Annotated in this window: 19 protein-coding genes and 1 riboswitch; of the genes, 8 read left to right on the top strand and 11 right to left on the bottom strand. The window is 67.3% G+C overall.

Annotated features, from left to right (window positions below; all coding sequences use genetic code 11):
* Together AC5Y6Y_RS09155 and AC5Y6Y_RS09150 are read right to left on the bottom strand one after the other, a co-directional pair.
* A complete protein-coding gene (locus AC5Y6Y_RS09155; RefSeq protein ID WP_499929680.1) occupies positions 1 to 1,947 on the bottom strand; it encodes an acyl-CoA dehydrogenase family protein in 1,947 nt (648 codons plus the stop codon).
* Positions 1,948 to 2,025: 78 nt separating this feature from the next.
* Positions 2,026 to 2,448 carry a cold-shock protein gene (locus AC5Y6Y_RS09150; RefSeq protein WP_463827324.1) on the bottom strand — a complete coding sequence of 141 codons (423 nt, stop codon included), beginning with the start codon at positions 2,446 to 2,448 and terminating at the stop codon, positions 2,026 to 2,028.
* A 180-nt stretch (positions 2,449 to 2,628) separates the two neighbouring features.
* Here AC5Y6Y_RS09150 and AC5Y6Y_RS09145 point away from each other — a divergent pair, with 180 nt between their 5' ends.
* The 4 genes from AC5Y6Y_RS09145 (at position 2,629) to AC5Y6Y_RS09130 (ending at position 5,669) form a co-directional block, all read left to right on the top strand.
* A complete protein-coding gene (locus AC5Y6Y_RS09145) occupies positions 2,629 to 3,024 on the top strand; it encodes a YccF domain-containing protein (RefSeq protein WP_463827323.1) in 396 nt (131 codons plus the stop codon).
* On the top strand, positions 3,021 to 4,091 hold the full coding sequence (gene moaA / locus AC5Y6Y_RS09140) for a GTP 3',8-cyclase MoaA (protein ID WP_499929678.1): 1,071 nt from the start codon (positions 3,021 to 3,023) through the stop codon (positions 4,089 to 4,091). The genes AC5Y6Y_RS09145 and moaA overlap by 4 nt, the downstream gene beginning before the upstream one ends.
* Entirely contained in the window at positions 4,084 to 4,362 is a 279-nt protein-coding gene (locus AC5Y6Y_RS09135; RefSeq protein WP_499929676.1) for a MoaD/ThiS family protein, read from the top strand. Before moaA ends, AC5Y6Y_RS09135 begins: the two co-directional genes overlap by 8 nt.
* A 238-nt stretch (positions 4,363 to 4,600) precedes the next feature.
* Positions 4,601 to 4,787: riboswitch (cyclic di-AMP (ydaO/yuaA leader) on the top strand.
* Positions 4,788 to 4,796: 9 nt separating this feature from the next.
* Entirely contained in the window at positions 4,797 to 5,669 is an 873-nt protein-coding gene (locus tag AC5Y6Y_RS09130) for a transglycosylase family protein (protein ID WP_499929674.1), read from the top strand.
* A gap of 6 nt (positions 5,670 to 5,675) precedes the next feature.
* On the opposite strand, the gene AC5Y6Y_RS09125 is transcribed toward AC5Y6Y_RS09130, so the two are convergent.
* The 4 genes from AC5Y6Y_RS09125 to AC5Y6Y_RS09110 are packed head-to-tail and all read right to left on the bottom strand — an operon-like array spanning position 5,676 to position 7,295.
* The gene (locus AC5Y6Y_RS09125) at positions 5,676 to 6,101 is read right to left on the bottom strand and encodes a molybdenum cofactor biosynthesis protein MoaE (protein ID WP_499924806.1); all 426 of its coding nucleotides are present in this window, start codon (positions 6,099 to 6,101) and stop codon (positions 5,676 to 5,678) included.
* Positions 6,098 to 6,577, bottom strand: coding sequence for a MogA/MoaB family molybdenum cofactor biosynthesis protein (locus AC5Y6Y_RS09120; protein ID WP_463827318.1), 480 nt, complete (start codon positions 6,575 to 6,577; stop codon positions 6,098 to 6,100). Before AC5Y6Y_RS09120 ends, AC5Y6Y_RS09125 begins: the two co-directional genes overlap by 4 nt.
* Positions 6,574 to 7,092, bottom strand: a complete 519-nt coding sequence (gene moaC / locus AC5Y6Y_RS09115) for a cyclic pyranopterin monophosphate synthase MoaC (RefSeq protein ID WP_499929672.1) — start codon at positions 7,090 to 7,092, stop codon at positions 6,574 to 6,576. The genes AC5Y6Y_RS09120 and moaC overlap by 4 nt, the downstream gene beginning before the upstream one ends.
* Positions 7,093 to 7,100: 8 nt before the next feature.
* Positions 7,101 to 7,295, bottom strand: coding sequence for a hypothetical protein (locus tag AC5Y6Y_RS09110; RefSeq protein WP_463827316.1), 195 nt, complete (start codon positions 7,293 to 7,295; stop codon positions 7,101 to 7,103).
* A gap of 63 nt (positions 7,296 to 7,358) precedes the next feature.
* Here AC5Y6Y_RS09110 and AC5Y6Y_RS09105 point away from each other — a divergent pair, with 63 nt between their 5' ends.
* Together AC5Y6Y_RS09105 and AC5Y6Y_RS09100 are read left to right on the top strand one after the other, a co-directional pair.
* Positions 7,359 to 9,617 carry a helicase-associated domain-containing protein gene (locus AC5Y6Y_RS09105; protein ID WP_499929670.1) on the top strand — a complete coding sequence of 753 codons (2,259 nt, stop codon included), beginning with the start codon at positions 7,359 to 7,361 and terminating at the stop codon, positions 9,615 to 9,617.
* A 77-nt stretch (positions 9,618 to 9,694) separates the two neighbouring features.
* A complete protein-coding gene (locus tag AC5Y6Y_RS09100) occupies positions 9,695 to 11,344 on the top strand; it encodes a DNA repair helicase XPB (RefSeq protein ID WP_463827314.1) in 1,650 nt (549 codons plus the stop codon).
* 69 nt (positions 11,345 to 11,413) lie between these two features.
* On the opposite strand, the gene AC5Y6Y_RS09095 is transcribed toward AC5Y6Y_RS09100, so the two are convergent.
* The 3 genes from AC5Y6Y_RS09095 to AC5Y6Y_RS09085 form a co-directional block, all read right to left on the bottom strand.
* Positions 11,414 to 12,559 (bottom strand): thiolase family protein, encoded by a 1,146-nt coding sequence (locus AC5Y6Y_RS09095; RefSeq protein ID WP_463827313.1) that lies wholly within the window; start codon positions 12,557 to 12,559, stop codon positions 11,414 to 11,416.
* Positions 12,552 to 12,983: a Zn-ribbon domain-containing OB-fold protein gene (locus AC5Y6Y_RS09090; RefSeq protein ID WP_463827312.1), complete on the bottom strand. Its 432-nt coding sequence runs from the start codon at positions 12,981 to 12,983 to the stop codon at positions 12,552 to 12,554. Before AC5Y6Y_RS09090 ends, AC5Y6Y_RS09095 begins: the two co-directional genes overlap by 8 nt.
* 127 nt (positions 12,984 to 13,110) lie before the next feature.
* Positions 13,111 to 14,094 carry an LLM class F420-dependent oxidoreductase gene (locus AC5Y6Y_RS09085; protein WP_499929668.1) on the bottom strand — a complete coding sequence of 328 codons (984 nt, stop codon included), beginning with the start codon at positions 14,092 to 14,094 and terminating at the stop codon, positions 13,111 to 13,113.
* Between the two features lie 133 nt (positions 14,095 to 14,227).
* On the opposite strand from AC5Y6Y_RS09085, the gene AC5Y6Y_RS09080 reads away from it, so the two are divergent.
* Positions 14,228 to 15,094, top strand: coding sequence for an LLM class F420-dependent oxidoreductase (locus AC5Y6Y_RS09080; protein WP_499929888.1), 867 nt, complete (start codon positions 14,228 to 14,230; stop codon positions 15,092 to 15,094).
* On the top strand, positions 15,058 to 15,696 hold the full coding sequence (locus AC5Y6Y_RS09075) for a class I SAM-dependent methyltransferase (protein WP_463827310.1): 639 nt from the start codon (positions 15,058 to 15,060) through the stop codon (positions 15,694 to 15,696). Before AC5Y6Y_RS09080 ends, AC5Y6Y_RS09075 begins: the two co-directional genes overlap by 37 nt.
* A gap of 59 nt (positions 15,697 to 15,755) precedes the next feature.
* On the opposite strand, the gene AC5Y6Y_RS09070 is transcribed toward AC5Y6Y_RS09075, so the two are convergent.
* Positions 15,756 to 17,900 (bottom strand): 3-hydroxyacyl-CoA dehydrogenase NAD-binding domain-containing protein, encoded by a 2,145-nt coding sequence (locus tag AC5Y6Y_RS09070; RefSeq protein WP_463827309.1) that lies wholly within the window; start codon positions 17,898 to 17,900, stop codon positions 15,756 to 15,758.
* Between the two features lie 4 nt (positions 17,901 to 17,904).
* A complete protein-coding gene (locus AC5Y6Y_RS09065) occupies positions 17,905 to 19,116 on the bottom strand; it encodes an acetyl-CoA C-acetyltransferase (protein WP_463827308.1) in 1,212 nt (403 codons plus the stop codon).
* Positions 19,117 to 19,236 lie beyond the last annotated feature (120 nt).

The raw sequence follows: 19,236 nt of genomic DNA, 5'->3' as shown, positions 1-19,236 counted from the left end.
CTAGACCTTTGCTTCGGTCGGGTGGGGCACGACTTTGCGAGCCAGATTCTCGGCACTGGACGGGCCTGGCTCCCAGGGCGCAATCCACGGGCCGGTGCCTTCGGACTGGTCCAGAATGCCGTTCTCCAGCCAGGTGTAACGCCCGTCCAACACATCGTTGGTCACCCGCACGTCGCTGCTGTCGGTGTTGGTCCACAGTGCGTCGAACAGTGCCTCCACCCGCAAAGTTGCTTGCTGACAGAATATTTCGGCAAGTTCATGAGCTTGCTTCCCGAGTGCCGGGTCGGACCCGCGCTGGGCTTCGGCTCGCACGCACACCGCAGCCATCGCGAAAAGCTCCGCGCCGATGTCCACGATCCGGCCCAGGAATCCTTGCTTCTGCTCCAGTTTCGCCTGCCAGCGCGCCATCCCGTAGAAGGTGTTGCGGGCCAGCTTGCGGCTGGACCGTTCGACGAAGCGTAGGTGAGCGGCCAGCTGACCGAATTCGTGGTAGGCGGTCGGTCGTTGTCCCTCGCCAAAGACCAGTTTGGGCAACCACTTTGCGTAGAAGCCGCTCGCCCCGACCGCGGCCGCCGCCTTCTGTCGCAGGTCGGCATCGGCCTTGGCGAGATCACCGGCAGCACTGAGGTGCGCGTCGACGGCTTCCCGCGCGATGAGCAGCCGCATGATCTCGCTGGATCCCTCGAAGATGCGGTTGATCCGCAGATCCCGCAACGACTGCTCCACCGGCGCGGCCCGCTCCCCGCGCGCGGCCAGCGACTCGGCCGTCTCGTAACCCCGGCCGCCCCGGATCTGCATCAGATCGTCGGCGATGACGCACGCCATCTCACTGCACCACAGCTTGGCCAGCGCGGCTTCGATCCGGATGTCGTTGCGGTCTTCGTCTGCCATCTGACCCGACAACTCGACCACTGCATCGAGGGCGTACACGGTCGCGGCCATGAACGAGATCTGACGGGCGACTGCTTCGTGTTTGCCGATCGGCTTGCCCCACTGCACCCGCTCGCGCGACCATTCCCGCGCGATCTTCAACGACCATTTCGCCGAGCCGGTCACCATCGCGGGCAGCGCCAGGCGCCCGACGTTGAGGGTGGTCAGCGCGATCCGCAGACCGTCGCCTTCCCGGCCGATCAAGTTCTCCGCGGGTACTCGCACGCGGTGCATCCGGGTCAGGCCGTTCTCGATGCCGCGCAGCCCCATGAACTGGTTGCGCCGCTCCACGGTGATTCCGGGCGAATCCGCCTCCACCACGAAGGCACTGATGCCGCCGCGGTGCCCCTCACTCTTGGGCACGCGGGCCATTACCACCAGCAGCTCGGCGATCACCCCGTTGGTGGTCCACAGCTTCACGCCTTCGAGTTCGTAGGCCGCGCCGTCGTCGACCGGTGTTGCCGTGGCACCCAACCGTGCCGGATCGGACCCGACGTCGGGCTCGGTGAGCAGGAAGGCCGAGATGGCGCCCGCGGCACACCTCGGCAGGAACTTCTGTTTCTGCTCCGCGGAGCCGGCGAGCTTGAGTGGCTCGGGCACCCCGATCGACTGGTGTGCGGACAGCAACGCGCCGAGGCTGGGGTGCACGGTGGTGACCAGCATCAGCGCGCGGTTGTACGCCACTTGGGACATACCCAGACCGCCGTACTCCGTCGGAATCTTCATCCCGAAGCAGCCCAATTCGGCTAGACCGGTGATGTATTCGTCGGGAATCCGGGCGTCTCGCTCGATGACGCTGCCGTCCACGTCGACCAGGAATCCGCGTAGCTTCGCCAGGAACTCCTCGGCGCGCGCCTCGTCCGCCTCCGCCGGCTTGGGGAAAGGGTGGATGAGCTCCAGCGGAAACCGGCCCAGGAACAGCTCCTTGGCGAAAGACGGCTTTTCCCATCCGCTTTCGCGGGATTCTTCGGCGACAGCCCGGGCTTGTTCTTCGCTGACCTGCGCTTGCTGTGCCATCGCCGCCTCCTCGTTGACGCCATCACGACGAGAGGTGGATACCCGCTTCGGGCGTGGCTACGCCGGGTCGAGAGCCCCCTAGGCCTCGAACTCGCGCGCCACCGCCTTGACCACCTCGGAGATCTGACGTGCCGTCTTGCGGTCCGGGTAGCGGCCTTTACGCAGTTCCGGTTGCACGGTGCTTTCCAGCAGCGTGATCATGTCCTCGACCATGCCGTGCAACTCGTCGGGGCTGTGCTTGTGCTCGGCCGGCGCATCCCGGCGCGAGGCTTCCCGGCGCGTCCTGGACAGGCTGGGCGGCGGATCGAGCAGCTTCAGACTGAGCGCCTGCGGACCGCGCCGCCCCGAAGCGATGCCGAACTCCACCTTCTGGCCCGCTTTGAGCCCCTCGACACCCGCGGGCAACGCCGACGAGCGGACGTAGACGTCCTCGCCGTCCTCCTGCGACAGGAAGCCGAACCCCTTCTCGGAGTCGTACCACTTCACTTTGCCGGTCGGCACTGCATTCACCTGCTTGTCTGATGGATCCTGCTTGTCTGATGGATCATTGGCTACACAACATAAAGACGCGTCCCGCATGCGCAGGACGCGCTGACGATCACAGATCCTACTCGGCTGATCATCCGCTCAGCATCCGGTTTACCCGGCACTCGGTAGGCTGGCGATACCGCTGGAGGAGATATGCGCCTGATCCTGAATGTCATCTGGCTGGTTTTCGGTGGGCTCGTGCTCGCACTGGGATACCTGCTGGCCGCGTTGGTCTGTTTCCTGCTGATCGTCACCATCCCGTTCGGTTTTGCTGCGCTGCGCATCGCGTCCTATGCGCTGTGGCCGTTCGGCCGGACCATCGTGGAGAAGCCGGGGGCCGGGGCCGGCTCCGTGGTCGGCAATGTCATCTGGGTGCTGCTGTTCGGGCTGTGGCTGGCGCTCGGCCACCTGACCACCGCCATCGCGATGGCGGCCACCATCGTCGGGATCCCGCTGGCGCTGGCAAACCTGAAGCTGATCCCGGTCTCGCTGGTTCCGTTGGGCAAGGAGATCGTCCCCGTCGACCGGCCCGCGCGCATGCCGGCATGACGCTGACCACCCTGGGAGTGCCGACGGTCCCCGGCGCCAGCAAACAAGGCCAGGCACCGCGCACCGGCCCGCTACTCGACACCTATGGCCGCGCCGCCACCGATCTGCGGATCTCGCTCACCGATCGCTGCAATCTGCGATGCACCTACTGCATGCCGGCCGCAGGTCTCAACTGGCTGCCGGGCGAGACGCTGTTGCGTTCCGACGAGCTGGCCAGGCTGATGCGCATCGCGGTCACCCGCCTGGGCGTCACCGGGGTGCGGTTCACCGGGGGCGAGCCGCTGCTGGCGCGCCACCTCGAAGAGGTTGTCGCCGCTGCTGCCGGGCTCACGCCGCGCCCGGAGATATCTCTGACGACCAATGGCGTCGGTCTCGCGCGGCGGGTCGACGCGCTGGCCGACGCCGGGCTGGACCGCGTCAACGTGTCCCTGGACAGTGTGGATCCCGCGCACTTCGCCGCGATCACCCGGCGGGATCGCCTCAAGGACGTGCTGGCCGGCCTGTCCGCCGCACGGCGCGCCGGGCTCGACCCGATCAAGGTGAACGCCGTGCTCGACCCCGAGACCGGCGCGCGCGACGTCGTGGATCTGCTGCGGTATTGCCTGGAGCGCGGGTACCAGCTGCGAGTCATCGAGCAGATGCCGCTGGACGCGGGCCATCAGTGGCGTCGGCACGCCGCGCTCAGCGCCGATGACGTGCTGGCGGCGCTGCGGCCGCACTTCCGCCTGGAACCCGACCCGGCGCCCCGCGGTTCGGCGCCGGCTCAACTCTGGCTCGTCGACTCCGGCTCCGATACGCCGACCGGAAAATTCGGGATCATCGCGTCGGTGTCGCAGGCCTTCTGCGCCACGTGTGACCGCACCCGGCTGACCGCCGACGGCCAGATCCGCAGCTGCCTGTTCTCCACCACGGAAACCGATCTGCGTGCACTGCTGCGCGGGGGTGCCGACGACCACGCCGTCGAGGCCGCTTGGCGCGCTGCGATGTGGAGCAAACCCGCCGGCCACGGCATCAACGACCCGGGCTTCACTCAGCCAGCACGGCCGATGAGCGCCATCGGTGGCTGACACCGCGCCTTATCGTGCCGACATTCAGGTCACGGTCCGCTACTTCGCCGCCGCCCGGGCAGCTTCCGGCGCGGAGTCCGAGACCGTCGCGTTGCCGGCCGGAGCGACGGTGGCCCGCTTGGTTGAGCTGCTCGCCGATCGGGGTACCCACCTGGCGACAATATTGAGCCGATGCTCTTACCTGCGGGACGGAATTGCCGTCCGAGATGAGGCCACGGCGTTATCCACCGGCGACACGGTTGACGTACTTCCGCCCTTCGCCGGCGGTTGAAACTGTGAAATACATCACGTAACGGAACGATAACGGCCCGGCCACGCTCCGATTTCGGCCACTCTGACCTGCACAAACGCGAACCGTTCCTGGCGTTTTGCGGCCCGCGTGTGACCAAAACGCCGACATTTCCTTAACGTGACGGGAACGCCGCGAACCGCTACCGTTCCGGGTGGTTCGTCACCCAACCCGAGCGACGAACCCTCCTTCACCTAGATCGCGCCCAGCTCCATCCGTTAGGTGAGGGATTCCGACCCGCGGATGGAGGCGGGGGACCCACCAGGTCCGCCGAGTTTCGGACCGGGGCCAATCGCGGCTCCTTGGGGTGAAGCCGACGTCGTATCAACGGTGAACGACGACGGCCGGGTGACCTCTTCCACCCGAACCCGACAGCTGACCTCGCAGGCGTGTATACGAGAGGAATTTCTGAGCGTATGAGTGGACGGCATCGTAAGCCCACTAACTCGAGCGTGAGCGTCGCCAAGATCGCCTTCACCGGCACGGTCCTCGGTGGCGGCGCCATCGCCATGGCCGGCCAGGCGGCTGCGGCCACTGACGCCGAGTGGGACCAGGTAGCCCGCTGCGAATCCGGCGGCAACTGGGCGATCAACACCGGCAACGGCTTCTACGGTGGCGTGCAGTTCGCCGCCGGCACCTGGTCGTCGCACGGTGGCGGCGAGTTCGCGCCGTCCGCCCAAATGGCCAGCAAGGACCAGCAGATCGCCGTCGCCGAGCGCGTGTTGGCGACGCAGGGCCGGGGCGCCTGGCCGGTGTGTGGCACCGCGTTGTCCGGACCGTCGCCACGCAATGTCGTGCCCCAGCCGGCCGCTTTCCCGTGGGACCAGCCCGCCGAGGCACCCGCGCCTAATACCGAACTTCCCCCACCAGCAGAGCTGCCGGCTCCGGTCGAGGAGGCCCCGGCCCAGCTCGTCGGAAACGAGCTCGCGCCGGCTCCGGCCGAGCTTGCTCCGGCTCCCGCCGACCTGCCCCCGGCACCGGCCGACCTGCCCCCGGCACCGGCCGACCTGCCCCCGGCTCCCGCCGACCTGGCTCCCGCCCCGGGCGACCTGCCGCCGGCTCCCGCCGACCTGCCTCCCGCGCCGGCGGACCTGCCCCCGGCTCCGCCGACCATCGACGCCGGCTTCCAGCCCGGTGAGGCGGCGCCTCCGGTCGACGCCGGCACCCCCGCGGGGGTCCACCAGGTGTCCACGGTGGGCTACACCCAGCAGCTGTGGCAGTCGATTGTCGGCCACGACATCGCCGGCAACGACGCGCTCGACGCGCTCGCGGCGGGCCCGGTCAGCTGACCGGGCTCAGGCCGAACCCACCCATTCTTCGGAACCGTCGTCGAAGAACTGGTGCTTCCACACTGGTAGCCGCGCCTTGATGGCGTCTACCAACTGAGCACAGGTAGCAAAGGCCGCTTGACGGTGGTCGGCCGCTACGGCGGCCACCAGAGCGGCCTCACCGATGTGCAATACGCCGATGCGGTGACTGGCTGCGACGGCCCGTACCCCGGCGGCCTGCCCGGCCACCTCTGCCACCACGTCAGCAAAGACCTGCGAAGCCGACGGGTGCGCGGAGTATTCCAGGCGCACCACTCGGCGTCCGTTGTCGTGGTCGCGGATCATCCCGACGAACCCGACGACGGCACCGGCCGACTGATGGCTCACCAACGCCTCGTGCTCGGCGAGACAGATCGACTGGTCGGTCACTACAGCGCGTACGACCAACGTCATCGTTGGTGATCTTCGCCGGCGAGTTGCGCCAGCGCGTGGTCGAGCACCCCGGCCAGCACCCCGAGGCCGTCTCGTACCCCGCCCGGTGAGCCGGGCAGGTTGACGATCAGCGTCTTGCCGGCCACCCCGCACACGCCGCGCGAGAGCACCGACGTCGGCACCTTCGGCAAGCCGGCCTGCCGGATCGCGTCGGCCAACCCGGGGATGATGAAGTCCAGCACCGCGACCGTTTGCTCGGGCGTGCTGTCGGTAGGCGAGATCCCGGTGCCGCCGGATGTGATGATGACGTCGACCTCGTCGTCGAGCGCATCGTTGAGCGCCTCGCCCACCGGATTTCCATCGGCGACCACTCGCACCTCAGCAGGCGAAAAACCCTGCTGCTCAAGCCATTCAGAGATAATCGGCCCACACTCGTCGGCATAGGAACCGGAGGCTGCCCGGGTGGATGCGACGACCACGCGCGCGGATCGATTCACTGCCTCACCCAACTTCCGCTACGGCCGCCCTCTTTGCTGAGCACCCGGATAGCGTCGATGCGCGCGGCCGGGTCGACCGCCTTGATCATGTCGTACAGGGTCAGCGCCGCCACACTGACGGCGGTCAACGCCTCCATCTCCACCCCCGTTCGGTCGGTGCTGCGCACCGTCGCATGGATCTCGATCTCGGACTCGCCGACAATGAAGTCGACATCGACACCGGTGAGCGCCAGCTGATGGCACAACGGGATCAGGTCGCTGGTGCGTTTGGCGGCCAGGATGCCGGCCACCCGCGCGGTCGCCAGCGCGTCACCCTTGGGCAGCCCGCCGCGGGAGACCAACCCCACCACGTCCGCGGAGGTGCGCAGGACACCGGCGGCGACGGCAGTGCGTCGCGTGGCCCCCTTCTCGGTGACGTCGACCATGTGCGCGGCGCCCCGCTCGTCCAGATGCGACAGGGCGGGCACCTCGGCGGCCCGTGCAGCGGCCCTCGGTGCGGCCCCGGCCCCGGTCATGGTGGCGATTACCAGGTGGCGACTGTCACCGGGTGGACGTAGGGCAACTCGTCGGCAGGCACCGGGAACACCACTTCGCCGAAAGGCGAGAGTGCGCCGGTGCGGTCGGTCACGAGTTCGCTCACCGCGTGGTCATCCGGGTCCGTAGTGGGCCAGCCGTTGTCCACGTACTTTGCCTTGCGTGCATCAGCCACGCGCTCCATTCTGACAGGTCCGTAAGCAGTCCGCGACGGTAGCCCGCAGGTCGGGCCTAGGCTTGATCTTCGATGACCGAACACACCCCGGATATCCCGCTGGGGTCCTGGCTGGCCGACCTACCCGACGAGCGGTTGATCCTGCTGTTGGCGTTGCGACCCGACCTTGCCCAGCCCCCGCCCGGCAGCATCGCCGCGCTGGCCGCCCGCGCCCAGGCGCGCCAGTCGGTCAAGGCCGCCACCGACGACCTGGACTTTCTGCGGCTCGCGGTGCTCGACGCGCTGCTGGTGCTGCACGCCGACATCGAACCGGTGCCGGTCGCCGAATTGACGGCTCTGATCGGGGACGGCGCCCCCCGGGACGAGGTGCTGACGGCCTTGGACGACCTGCGGCAGCGCGCCCTGGCGTGGGGTGACACGGCGGTGCGGGTGGCCGCCGACGCCGCCTCCGCGTTGCCGTGGCTACCGGGTCAGGTCACCCTGGAGGACCGCTCCCTTTCCGGGGATCAGATCGCCGCCCTGATCGACGGGCTCGACGCGCCGCAGCGCGACGTCCTGGACAGGTTGCTCGACGGGTCCCCGATGGGGCGCACCCGCGATGCGGCGCCCGGCGCTGCGCTGGACCGGCCGGTGCCGCAGCTGCTCGCCGTGGGTCTACTGCGCCGCGTCGATGCCGAGACCGTGATCCTGCCCCGGCACGTGGGTCAGGTGTTGCGCGGGGAGAACCCCGGCCCGACCCAGCTGGCCGCGCCCGACCCGGTGGTCTCGACCGTCGATCCCGCCGCGGCCGACGCCGCGGCCGCCGGGGCCGTCATCGACCTGCTGCGTCACGTGGATGTCTTGCTGGAAAACCTCAGCGCCGCTCCGGTCGCCGAGCTGCGCAGCGGGGGGCTGGGGATTCGCGACATCAAACGACTGGCCAAGACCACCGGGATCGAGGAGCCGCGCCTGGGTTTGATACTCGAGCTGTCGGCGGCGGCCGGGCTGATCGGCAACGGCACCCCCGACCCCGAACCGGCCTACGGCGAGGCACCCTATTGGGCACCCACCACCGCGGCCGACCGGTACGGCACGCTCAGTGCCGCCGACCGGTGGTTCCTGCTGGCCGACACCTGGCTGCACCTGCCGGCCCGACCGGCGCTGATCGGAAATCGCGGCCCGGACGGCAAAACCTATGGCGCCCTGTCTGACTCGCTGTTCTCGACGGCTGCCCCACTGGATCGACGGCTGCTGCTGGACATGCTTGCCGAGTTGCCGCCCGGCGCCGGGGTCGACGCGAAGACCGGGTCGGCCGCGTTGATCTGGCGCCGGCCGCGCTGGGCCCGCCGGCTGCAACCGGGACCGGTCGCCGATCTGCTCTCCGAGGGTCACGCGCTGGGCCTGGTGGGTCGCGGTGCCATCAGCACGCCCGGCCGGATCCTGCTGGAGCAGGACGACGACCCGGGTGCGGTGCTCGGTGCGATGTCACGCGCGCTGCCCAAACCAATCGACCACTTCCTGGTTCAGGCAGACCTGACGGTCGTGGTGCCGGGTCCGTTGGAGCGCGACCTGGCGGACGAGCTCGCTACGGTCGCCACCGTCGAATCCGCCGGTGCGGCAATGGTTTACCGGGTCAGCGAGCAGTCCATCCGGCATGCCTTGGATATCGGCAAGACCCGCGACTGGATGCACTCCTTTTTCGCCGGGCATTCGAAAACGACGGTGCCGCAAGGGCTCACGTATCTCATCGATGACGTCGCGCGCCGGCACGGGCAACTTCGCATCGGCATGGCGGCGTCATTCGTGCGCTGCGAAGATCCCGCGCTGCTGGCTCAGGCCATCGCCGCGCCGGCCGCCGAAGACCTGCAGCTGCGGGCGCTGGCGCCGACGGTCGCGGTGTCATCAGCTTCGATCGCCGACGTGCTGGCTGCGCTGCGTGCGGCAGGGTTTGCCCCGGCAGCCGAGGACTCCACCGGTGCCATCGTCGATGTGCGTGCCCGCGGTGCCCGGGTGCCCAGCCCGCAGCAGCGCCGACCGTACCGGCCGCCCCCCCGGCCCAGCGGCGACACCCTGCACGCGATCGTCGCGGTGCTGCGCACGGTGACAGCCGCGCCGTTCGGCAACCTGCGCGTCGACCCTGCCGTCGCGATGTCACTGCTGCAACGAGCCGCCCAGGACCAGGAGAAGGTACTGATCGGCTACCTCGACGCGGCGGGGGTCGCCACCCAACGGGTGGTGGCGCCGATCGTGGTCAAGGGTGGGCAACTGGTGGCGTTCGATTCCGCGTCCGGACGGCTGCGCGACTTCGCCATCCACCGCATCACCTCGGTGCTGTCGTCCGATGAACGATAGCTGTCGGTGCGCCGACGATAATGGACTGATGCGCGCCGACGACGATGCAGCACGGAGTGAAGGAGGAGTGGCGCTAAATGACTGACGGACCCCTGATCGTCCAGTCCGACAAGACGGTGCTGCTCGAAGTGGACCACGAGCTGGCCGGGGCCGCGCGCGCCGCCATCGCGCCCTTCGCCGAGCTGGAACGCGCTCCCGAGCACGTGCACACCTATCGCGTCACCCCGCTGGCGCTGTGGAACGCGCGCGCCGCCGGCCACGATGCCGAACAGGTGGTCGACGCGCTGGTCAGCTTCTCCCGTTACGCGGTGCCGCAGCCCCTGTTGGTCGACATCGTCGACACCATGGCCCGTTACGGCCGGCTGCAACTGGTCAAACACCCCGCACACGGCCTGACCCTGGTGAGCCTGGATCGTGCGGTGCTCGAGGAGGTGCTGCGCAACAAGAAGATCGCCCCGATGCTGGGTGCGCGCATTGATGACGACACCGTGATCGTGCATCCCAGCGAGCGTGGCCGGGTCAAGCAGATGCTGCTCAAAATCGGTTGGCCCGCCGAAGATTTCGCCGGTTACGTGGACGGCGAGGCGCATCCGATCAGCCTGGAGCCGCACGGGTGGGAGTTGCGCGATTATCAGCAGCTGGCCACCGATTCGTTCTGGGCGGGCGGGTCCGGCGTGGTGGTGTTGCCGTGCGGCGCCGGCAAGACATTGGTCGGCGCGGCGGCCATGGCCAAAGCCCAGGCCACCACGCTGATCCTGGTCACCAACATCGTCGCGGCCCGGCAGTGGAAGCGTGAGCTGGTCGCACGCACTTCGCTCACCGAGGAGGAGATCGGCGAATACTCCGGCGAGCGCAAGGAAATTCGGCCCGTCACCATCTCCACGTATCAGATGGTCACCCGCCGCAGCAAAGGCGAATACCGGCATCTGGAGCTCTTCGACAGCCGTGACTGGGGCCTGATCATCTACGACGAAGTGCACCTGCTGCCGGCGCCGGTGTTCCGGATGACCGCCGATCTGCAGTCCCGGCGCCGGCTGGGCCTGACCGCCACGCTGATTCGCGAGGACGGCCGCGAGGGGGATGTGTTCTCGCTGATCGGCCCGAAACGCTACGACGCGCCGTGGAAGGACATCGAGGCCCAGGGCTGGATCGCGCCGGCGGAATGCGTGGAAGTGCGGGTCACGATGACCGACAACGAACGGATGATGTACGCCACCGCCGAACCCGAGGAACGTTACAAGCTGTGCTCGACGGTGCACACCAAGATCGCTGTGGTCAAGTCGATTCTGAAGAATCACCCCGGTGAGCAGACCCTGGTGATCGGCGCCTACCTCGACCAGCTCGACGAACTCGGTGCGGAGCTGGACGCCCCGGTGATCCAGGGATCGACGAAAACACGCGAACGCGAGGAATTGTTCGACAAGTTCCGCACCGGTGAGATCGCCACGCTGGTGGTCTCCAAGGTCGCGAACTTCTCCATCGACCTGCCCGAAGCCTCAGTGGCCGTTCAGGTTTCGGGGACGTTCGGGTCGCGCCAGGAAGAGGCCCAGCGGCTGGGCCGGCTGCTGCGACCCAAGTCCGGCGGCGGTGGGGCCGTCTTCTATTCGGTGGTGGCGCGCGACAGTCTCGACGCCGAGTACGCCGCACACCGGCAGCGTTTCCTGGCCGAACAGGGCTACGGCTACATCATCCGCGACGCCGACGACCTGCTCGGCCCGGCCATCTGACTCCGCGAGCAGACGCAGACTCGCATGCATCGCGTGTGCTGGACGCGATTCTGTGTCTGTTCGCAGTAACTAGAGCGACAGGATCGTCGCCGACGCGGTGCCCGGCGCGCCGTACACCTGCGCCAGCCCCACCCGCGGATTCCCTGGCACCTGCCGTTCGCCGGCCTCGCCGCGCAGCTGCCGAACCAGTTCGTGCATTTGGCGCAGCCCCGAGGCTCCGATCGGCTCGCCGTTGGCGATCAGCCCGCCGTCGGTGTTGACCGGCATCGACCCGTGGATCTCGGTAGCGCCGTCGGCCAGCAACTTCTCCTGCTCGCCGTCCGCGCACAGACCCGTCTCGGCCATATGGATGACTTCGTTGCCGGCGTCGGTGTCCTGCAGTTGGGCCACATCGACGTCCTCCGGCCCGATCCCGGCAGCCTCGTAGGCCGCTCGGGACGCGTACACCGTCGGCGAGACGTCCTCGTCGAGCGGCGCGAAGGTGGCATGCACCTCATAGGCGCCGTACGTGCGGGTGCGAATCTCGCAAGCGCGCACATATACCGGCTTGTCCGTGTACTTGTGCGCGATGTCGGCGCGGCACATCACCACCGCGGCGGCGCCCTCGTCGGGCGCACAGAACATGTATTGCGTGAGGGGATAGTTCAGGACCGCGGAGTTGAGGATCTCCTCCTCCGAGATCGGCTTGCGACGGAACGCGTTCGGGTTCAGCGCCCCGTTGCGGAAGTTCTTGTTGGCCACCTTGGCCAGGGTGGCCTGAGAGATGTTGTGGTCGTGCAGATACTTGTTGGCCTTCATCCCGAAGAACTTGGTCGTTACGAACTGCCCGTTCTGCGCGTACCACTGGGGTAGCGCCAGCTTGGCGGGGTCGTCGGTGAAAGCACCGCGCGGATGCTTGTCCAGGCCGATGGCGATGCCGATGTCGTACTTGCCCAGCCGGATGGTGTCGGCGGTCTGCTGAATGGCGCTGGCGGCGGTCGCGCACGCGTTGAACACGTTGGTGAACGTGATGCCGGTCAGCCCGACCAGCCGGGTCACCGCGTCGGGATTGGACACCTCGTGGCTGCCGCCGAACCCGAACTGGATGTCTTTCCAGCTCACACCGGCGTCGGACAGCGCTGACTGAATGGCCTCGGCACCCATCTGCATCGCGGTCTTGTCGAACCTGCCGAACGGGTGCAGACCCACGCCGATGATCGCGACGTCGTTAGTCATTGCGGCCTCCCGACACCGGCTCGAACGCGAAGGTGAGAACCTCGTCGCCGTCGTCGTCGGTGGTCAACGGCACAAACGTCAGCTCGACCTGTTGGCCGAACTGCAGCTTGGCCGGATCGTTCTCGGTCAGCCGTCCTTCGACGCGGATCACGTCACCGAGTTGCACCAGACCCACCCCGAACGGCACGAATTCCTTGCCGGTCGGGCCGGCATACGGCGCGCCGGGCGGGAAGCCCTGGGTGGTCCAGGCGATCAGGCTGCCGCGGCGCGGCAACAACACCTCGTTCATCTGTCCGAGACTGCAGCGGGGGCAGCGTTCCTGGACGGGGAAGGTGGTGGCACCACAATCTCCGCAGCGACTGCCGATCAGCTGGGGGTTCTCGTCGGGCCAGGTCGAGATTTCAGGGGCTAATGCCTTCTGCATCGTCAGTCCTCCGTGGACACGAAAAAAACGCGACTAACCCAGACCGTACAACAGCGTTCCGCGAAAATGGAAATCTGGTTCTCGCAATTGAAAAGGTTGCGGAGCCACCGTTCCCCCGCAGCGGCGATCAGCTCAGCGCGGGGATGACTTCCCGTTCGAACAGCTCGATGCCGGACCGGTCGTAGGCCGCCTCGGGGAAGTAGCAGATGGCGTATTCGCATCCCAGGTCGCGAACCCTCGTCAATCGCTCAATGACCTGTTCCGGCGTGCCGGTGGCCGAGTCCGGAATCCCGGAGGACATCGAATCCGCCAGAGCGTCCGGCACATACGCGGCCAGCCGGTCGCGAATCCGCTGCTGCCGCTCGTTGACCTCGGACTCGGACGAGCCGAGCACCGCGGTGAAATTGGCCGAGCGGACGATGGCGTCGAAATCGGTACCCAGGTTCCGGCAGTGCTCGGCCAGCACCTCCGATTTGTGCGCAAACGCTTCCAGTTCCGGGGTGAAATTGGTGTACTGCGCGTACTGCGCGGCGATCCGCAGCGTCTTCTTCTCACCACCGCCGGCGATCCACAGCGGAATACCATTGTCCTGCAACGGCTTCGGGGCAACGATCGCACCGTCGACCTGATAGTGCCTGCCGTCGAAGCTGACTTTTCCGTCCCGCCAGGCATCCCGCATGATCTGCACGCCCTCGTCCAGCCTGGCCAACCGAACCCCCGCGGACGGAAAACCGTAACCGTAAGCGCGCCATTCGTGTTCGTACCAGCCACCGCCGATACCCATCTGGACGCGTCCACCGGAGATGATGTCGGTGGTGGCCGCCACCTTCGCCAGGTAGACGGGATTACGGTAACTCATCGCGGTGCACATCTGACCCAGCTTGATCCGCGAAGTGACCGCGGCATAAGCCGCCATCAGCGACCAGGCCTCGTGGGTGGCCTCGTCGGTCGGCAACGGGACGGTGTGGAAGTGGTCGTACACCCACAGCGAGTCCCAGGCACCACCGTCGGCGTAGGTGGCCAGATCACGCATCACCGCCCAGTGCCGCTCCGGTTCGATGCCGACGAGGTCCATCCGCCAGCCTTGCGGGATGAAGAGACCGAAGCGCATAACCGGACTCTAGCCCCGGCACCACGGGGCTCGACACCCAGCGCGTCGGGTGCGACCTTTCGACGCCCCGCACCACCCGGATGGCCCGTTTGGCAACATGGAAGCCAGGACGCGGACGAGAGGAATGAGCGGAATGGACCTGGCCGGGGTAGGAGTATGGAGCAGTCAACTGCGCTACGGTGACGAATCCGAAGCCGCCGACGCTGCAGCGGAATTGGACGAGCTCGGGTTCACCGCATTGTGGATTCCCGACGTCGGCGGACCGGTGCTCGACGCGGTCGCTCGTCTGCTGGCGGCGACCGCGCGGACGGTGATAGCCACCGGCATCCTCAATCTGTGGATGCACTCCCCCGCCGACGTCGCCGAGTCCTACGCCGCGTTGAGCAGCAAGCATCCCGACCGTTTCCTGCTCGGGATCGGAGTCAGCCACGCGCCGCTGATCGACGCGGGAAACCCCGGCCGGTACCGCAAACCGCTCGCAGCGACGGCATCGTTCCTGGACGGTCTGGATGCGGCGTCGCCGCCGGTGCCCGTCGACGGGCGGGTGCTGGCCGCGCTCGGCCCCAGGATGCTGGAGCTGTCGGCGACCCGCGCCCGCGGCGCCCACCCCTACCTCGTCACCCCCGAGCACACCGCTTCGGCCCGTGCGACGCTGGGGCAGGGCCCGTGGCTGCTGCCCGAGCAGTCCGCGATCCTGACCGACGATGCGGACGAGGCGCGCAGGATTGGAACCGATTGGCTGCGTGGCTATTTGGCGATGCCGAACTACGCCAACAACATGCTGCGCAGCGGGTTCTCCGAAGACGATGTCACGCAGATCAGCGATCGCCTCTTCGATGCACTCATCGTGTGGGGCGACGAGGAAGCAATCCTGCGCCGAGTCGCCGACCATCAGTCGGCCGGTGCCGACCACGTCTGCGTCCAGATACTCACCGCCGACCCGCGGGCATTCCCCCGCGAGCAATGGCGCCGCCTGGCCGCGGCTGTTGCCGCTACGTAGCTGTGGCACTCGGCCATCGGCTCAAACGTCTGCAGTACCGGACGCTCTACCGGCTGGGTTTCGTTCCGTGGGACGGCCACCCGATCGGGGTCAAGCTACGAGAGTTGGTCGAAGACAGTGCAATTGCGCCCGGTGCGGCACTCGACATCGGCTGCGGCACCGGCGACAACTGTAGCTATCTGGCTGAGCACGGCTGGCGGGTGACCGGAGTGGACTACGTCGCCCGGGCGCTGCAGAAGGCACGGGCCAAGGTCCGCACCGAAAGCGTCGAGTTCCGGATTGCTGACGTCACCCGGCTCAGTTCGGCGAACGTGGGCCGGGATTTCTCGTTGATCGTCGACAACGGGTGCCTACACGGCATGAACGACGACGACCGCGACGCCTACGTTCGTGAGGTCACGCGCGTTGCGGCGACCGACGGGCGCCTGCTCATCATGGCGATGATCCCCGGTGGTTCACCCGGGGTGCGCGGCATCGACCTGCCCGAGATCCAGCGGCGATTCACCCCGGCCTGGACGCTGGTGGACTCGGGCGACGAGCCGTCGCTGGACCACAACGGCAAGAACCCGGGCCGCTACTACGTTCTGCAGCGCGCCGCTTAGCCGCGACGACGCAAGAGCCCCCGAAACAACGCTGTTTCGGGGGCTTTTGCGGCTGGTCGTCAGGTCAGCGAGTCCGGCGGCAAGAAGCGGTCGCCGTACTTCTCGGCCAGTTCGCGGGCCCGCGCCACGAAGGCCTCCTTGCCCCGGCCGTGCGGACCTTCGTAGCCGACGATGTACTGCGCGCTACCACCGGTCCACGGCGGGAATCCGATGCCCATGATCGACCCGATGTTGGCGTCGGCCGTGGAGGTCAGCACGTTCTCGTCGAGGCACTTCTGGGTTTCCAGCGCCTCGGCGAACAGCATCCGGTCGATCATGTCCTGCAGCGGCGGCGTCGAAGCCCCCGACTTGAAGGTCTCCCGCAGGCCCGGCCACAATCCGGAGCGCTTGCCGTCGGGGTATTCGTAGAAGCCGGCGCCTTTGAGTCGGCCGGAGCGGCCCAGCTCGATCATCTTCTCCACCACAGCTTCTGCGGGGTGCGGTTCGTACTGGCCGCCACTGTCCTCGACACCCTTGCGGGTAGCCGCGGCGATCTTGTGCATCAGCTCCAGGTTGAGCTCGTCGGACAGTTGCAGCGGCGGCGCGGGGTAACCCGCCTGCGAACCCGCCTGCTCGATGCTGGCCGGCTCCACGCCTTCGCCGAGCATTGCCAGCGCCTCGTTGACGAAGGTGCCGATCACCCGGGAGGTGAAGAAGCCGCGGCTGTCGTTGACCACGATCGGGGTCTTGCCGATGGCCAGGGTGTAGTCGAAGACCCGGGCCAGCGCTTCGTCAGAAGTCTTCTCGCCCTTGATGATTTCCACCAACGGCATCTTGTCGACCGGTGAGAAGAAGTGGATCCCGACGAAGTCCTCCTGCCGCTTCACCCCCGTCGCCAGACCGGTGATCGGCAGCGTCGAGGTGTTCGACCCGAGCAGCGCGTTCGGCTCGACGATGTCTTCGATCTCCTGGAACACCTGGTGCTTGAGGTCCTGGTTCTCGAAGACGGCTTCGATGACGAAGTCCACGCCCTTGAGGTCGGCTGGGTCGGCGGTCGGGGTGATGCGCCCGAGGAGCGCACTGGACTTCTCCTCCGTTGTCCTGCCCCGCTCGAGCGCCTTGGCTTCGAGTTTCTCCGAGTAACCCTTGCCCTTCTGGGCGGCCTCGATGCTGACGTCCTTGAGCACCACGTCGTAACCGGCCTTGGCCGAGACGTAAGCGATGCCCGCGCCCATCATGCCGGCGCCGAGCACGCCGATCTTGTTGATCTTGACCGGCTCGATGCCGTCTGGCCGCGACCCGCCGTTGTTGATCGTCTGCAGGTCGAAGAAGAACGCCTGGATCATGTTCTTGGCGACCTGGCCGGTGACCAGCGAGGTGAAATAGCGGCTCTCGATGCGGCTGGCGGTGTCGAAGTCGACCTGCGTGCCCTCCACGGCTGCTGCCAGGATCGCCCGCGGCGCAGGCATATTCGCACCCTTGAGCTGCGAGCGCAGCAGGGAAGGGAAGGACGGCAGGATGGCGGCCAGCGACGGCGATGACGGGGTACCGCCGGGGATCTTGTAACCCTTGACGTCCCACGGCTGGGTGTGCGATTCGGGGTTGGCCTTGATCCAGGCCTTGGCGGCCGGCACCACCTCGTCGACCGAACCGACCAGCTCGTCGACCAGTCCGATTTCCTTGGCCTTGGCCGGCTTGAACCGGGTGCCCTGCGACAGGATGTTCATGAAAGCGTTCTGGATCCCGAACATCCGTACCGAGCGGGTGACGCCGCCGGCACCGGGCAGCAGGCCCAGCGTCGCCTCGGGGAAGCCGAACTGCGACCCCTTGACGTCGGCCGCGATGCGGTGGTGGCACGCCAAGGCGATCTCCAGCCCGCCGCCGAGCGCCGCGCCGTTGAGGGCGGCGACGACGGGCTTGCCCAGCGTCTCGAGGGTGCGCAGCTGCTTCTTCACGTTCTCGACGAGATCGAATGCCTCGCCGGCGTTTTCCGGGCCGATCTGGATCATGCTCTTGACGTCACCACCGGCGAAGAAGGTCTTCTTCGCGCTGGTGATCACCACGCCGGTGATCGAGTCTTTCTCGGCGACAAGACGATCCACCGTCTTGCCCATCGACTCGATGTAGTTCTCGTTCATCACGTTGGCCGAACCCGACGGGTCGTCCAGCGTCAGTGTGACGATGCCGTCGGCGTCCTTGTCCCACTGAATTGCGTTGTCGGCCATGTACTTAAACCCTCTCGATGATCGTCGCGACACCCATGCCGCCGCCAATACACAGCGTTATCAACGCGCGTCGGGCGTTGCGCCGCTCCAGTTCGTCGACCATGGTGCCGGTGATCATCGCGCCGGTTGCTCCCAGCGGGTGTCCCATGGCGATGGCGCCACCGTTGACGTTGAGCTTCTCGTCCGGGATGTTCAGGTCCTTCTGGAACTTCAGCACCACGGAGGCGAACGCCTCGTTCAGCTCGAACAGGTCGATGTCGTCGACGGTCAGCCCGGCCCGGTCCAGCACCTTCTGGGTGGCCGGGGTGGGTCCGGTGAGCATGATCGTCGCGTCCGCACCGGTGGTGGCGGTAGCGACGATGCGCGCCCGCGGGGTCAGGCCCTGCGACTTGCCGGCCGCCTCGGAACCGACCATCACCAGCGCGGCGCCGTCGACGATTCCGGACGAGTTACCGCCGGTGTGCACGTGGTTGATCTTCTCGACCCAGTGGTAACGCTGACGCGCCACGTCGTCGAATCCGGCCATTGCGGCCAGGCCCTCGAAGGCGGGCTTCAGCTTGCCCAGGCCCTCGGCGGTGGTGTCGGGGCGCATGTGCTCGTCATGATCGAGGATGAGCAGGCCGTTCATGTCGACGACCGGCACGATCGACTTGGCGAAGTACCCACCCGACCACGCCTCGGCGGCCAGCTTCTGGCTGCGCAACGCGTAGGCGTCGACGTCGTCACGCGAGAAACCCTCGATGGTGGCGATCAGGTCGGCACCGATGCCCTGGGGGACGATGTAGGCGTCGTAGCTGGTGGCCGGGTCGGCCATCATCGCGCCGCCGTCCGACCCCATCGGAACGCGGCTCATCGATTCGACGCCGCCGGCGAGCACCAGATCGTCCCAGCCGGAACGGACCTTCTGCGCCGCGGTGTTGACGGCCTCCAGGCCGGACGCGCAGAACCGGTTCAGCTGGAAGCCACCGACTGTGTCGGGCATGCCGGCGGCCAGCACGGCGGTGCGGGCGATGTCGCCACCCTGGTCGCCGACCGGGGAGACGCAGCCCAGGATGACGTCGCTGATCAGGTTTTCGTCGAGGTCGGGGTGGCGCTTGCGCAGCTCCTCGATCAGGCCGACGACCAGGCTCAATGGCTTGACTTCGTTCAGCGAACCGTTGCGTTGCTTGCCGCGCGGTGTACGGATGGCCTCGTAGATGAAGGCTTCTTCGGACATGTGAACTTCCTGTTCGGAGAGGGTGTGGATCCGTCTTAAGAGTAGGTCCAGCACAGGAACCCTAACAGTTGCCCCGGCCAACCTGTTGGTTGGGCCGGTCCGCCGCTGGCTGGGACACGG

It is taken from the genome of Mycobacterium sp. NGS24 (assembly GCF_059813065.1).
This window is presented reverse-complemented; position numbering and strand designations above follow the sequence as displayed.

Coding starts and splice junctions, on each gene's coding strand:
- moaC (WP_499929672.1), bottom strand. CDS start 7,092: ATGACCGGGGCCGGGGCCGCACCGAGGGCCGCTGCACGGGCCGCCGAG.
- AC5Y6Y_RS09130 (WP_499929674.1), top strand. CDS start 4,797: ATGAGTGGACGGCATCGTAAGCCCACTAACTCGAGCGTGAGCGTCGCC.
- AC5Y6Y_RS09085 (WP_499929668.1), bottom strand. CDS start 14,094: ATGCGCTTCGGTCTCTTCATCCCGCAAGGCTGGCGGATGGACCTCGTC.
- AC5Y6Y_RS09105 (WP_499929670.1), top strand. CDS start 7,359: ATGACCGAACACACCCCGGATATCCCGCTGGGGTCCTGGCTGGCCGAC.
- AC5Y6Y_RS09110 (WP_463827316.1), bottom strand. CDS start 7,295: ATGGAGCGCGTGGCTGATGCACGCAAGGCAAAGTACGTGGACAACGGC.
- AC5Y6Y_RS09090 (WP_463827312.1), bottom strand. CDS start 12,983: ATGCAGAAGGCATTAGCCCCTGAAATCTCGACCTGGCCCGACGAGAAC.
- moaA (WP_499929678.1), top strand. CDS start 3,021: ATGACGCTGACCACCCTGGGAGTGCCGACGGTCCCCGGCGCCAGCAAA.
- AC5Y6Y_RS09125 (WP_499924806.1), bottom strand. CDS start 6,101: ATGACGTTGGTCGTACGCGCTGTAGTGACCGACCAGTCGATCTGTCTC.
- AC5Y6Y_RS09100 (WP_463827314.1), top strand. CDS start 9,695: ATGACTGACGGACCCCTGATCGTCCAGTCCGACAAGACGGTGCTGCTC.
- AC5Y6Y_RS09095 (WP_463827313.1), bottom strand. CDS start 12,559: ATGACTAACGACGTCGCGATCATCGGCGTGGGTCTGCACCCGTTCGGC.
- AC5Y6Y_RS09070 (WP_463827309.1), bottom strand. CDS start 17,900: ATGGCCGACAACGCAATTCAGTGGGACAAGGACGCCGACGGCATCGTC.
- AC5Y6Y_RS09075 (WP_463827310.1), top strand. CDS start 15,058: ATGGCGCCGCCTGGCCGCGGCTGTTGCCGCTACGTAGCTGTGGCACTC.
- AC5Y6Y_RS09080 (WP_499929888.1), top strand. CDS start 14,228: ATGGACCTGGCCGGGGTAGGAGTATGGAGCAGTCAACTGCGCTACGGT.
- AC5Y6Y_RS09155 (WP_499929680.1), bottom strand. CDS start 1,947: ATGGCACAGCAAGCGCAGGTCAGCGAAGAACAAGCCCGGGCTGTCGCC.
- AC5Y6Y_RS09065 (WP_463827308.1), bottom strand. CDS start 19,116: ATGTCCGAAGAAGCCTTCATCTACGAGGCCATCCGTACACCGCGCGGC.
- AC5Y6Y_RS09145 (WP_463827323.1), top strand. CDS start 2,629: ATGCGCCTGATCCTGAATGTCATCTGGCTGGTTTTCGGTGGGCTCGTG.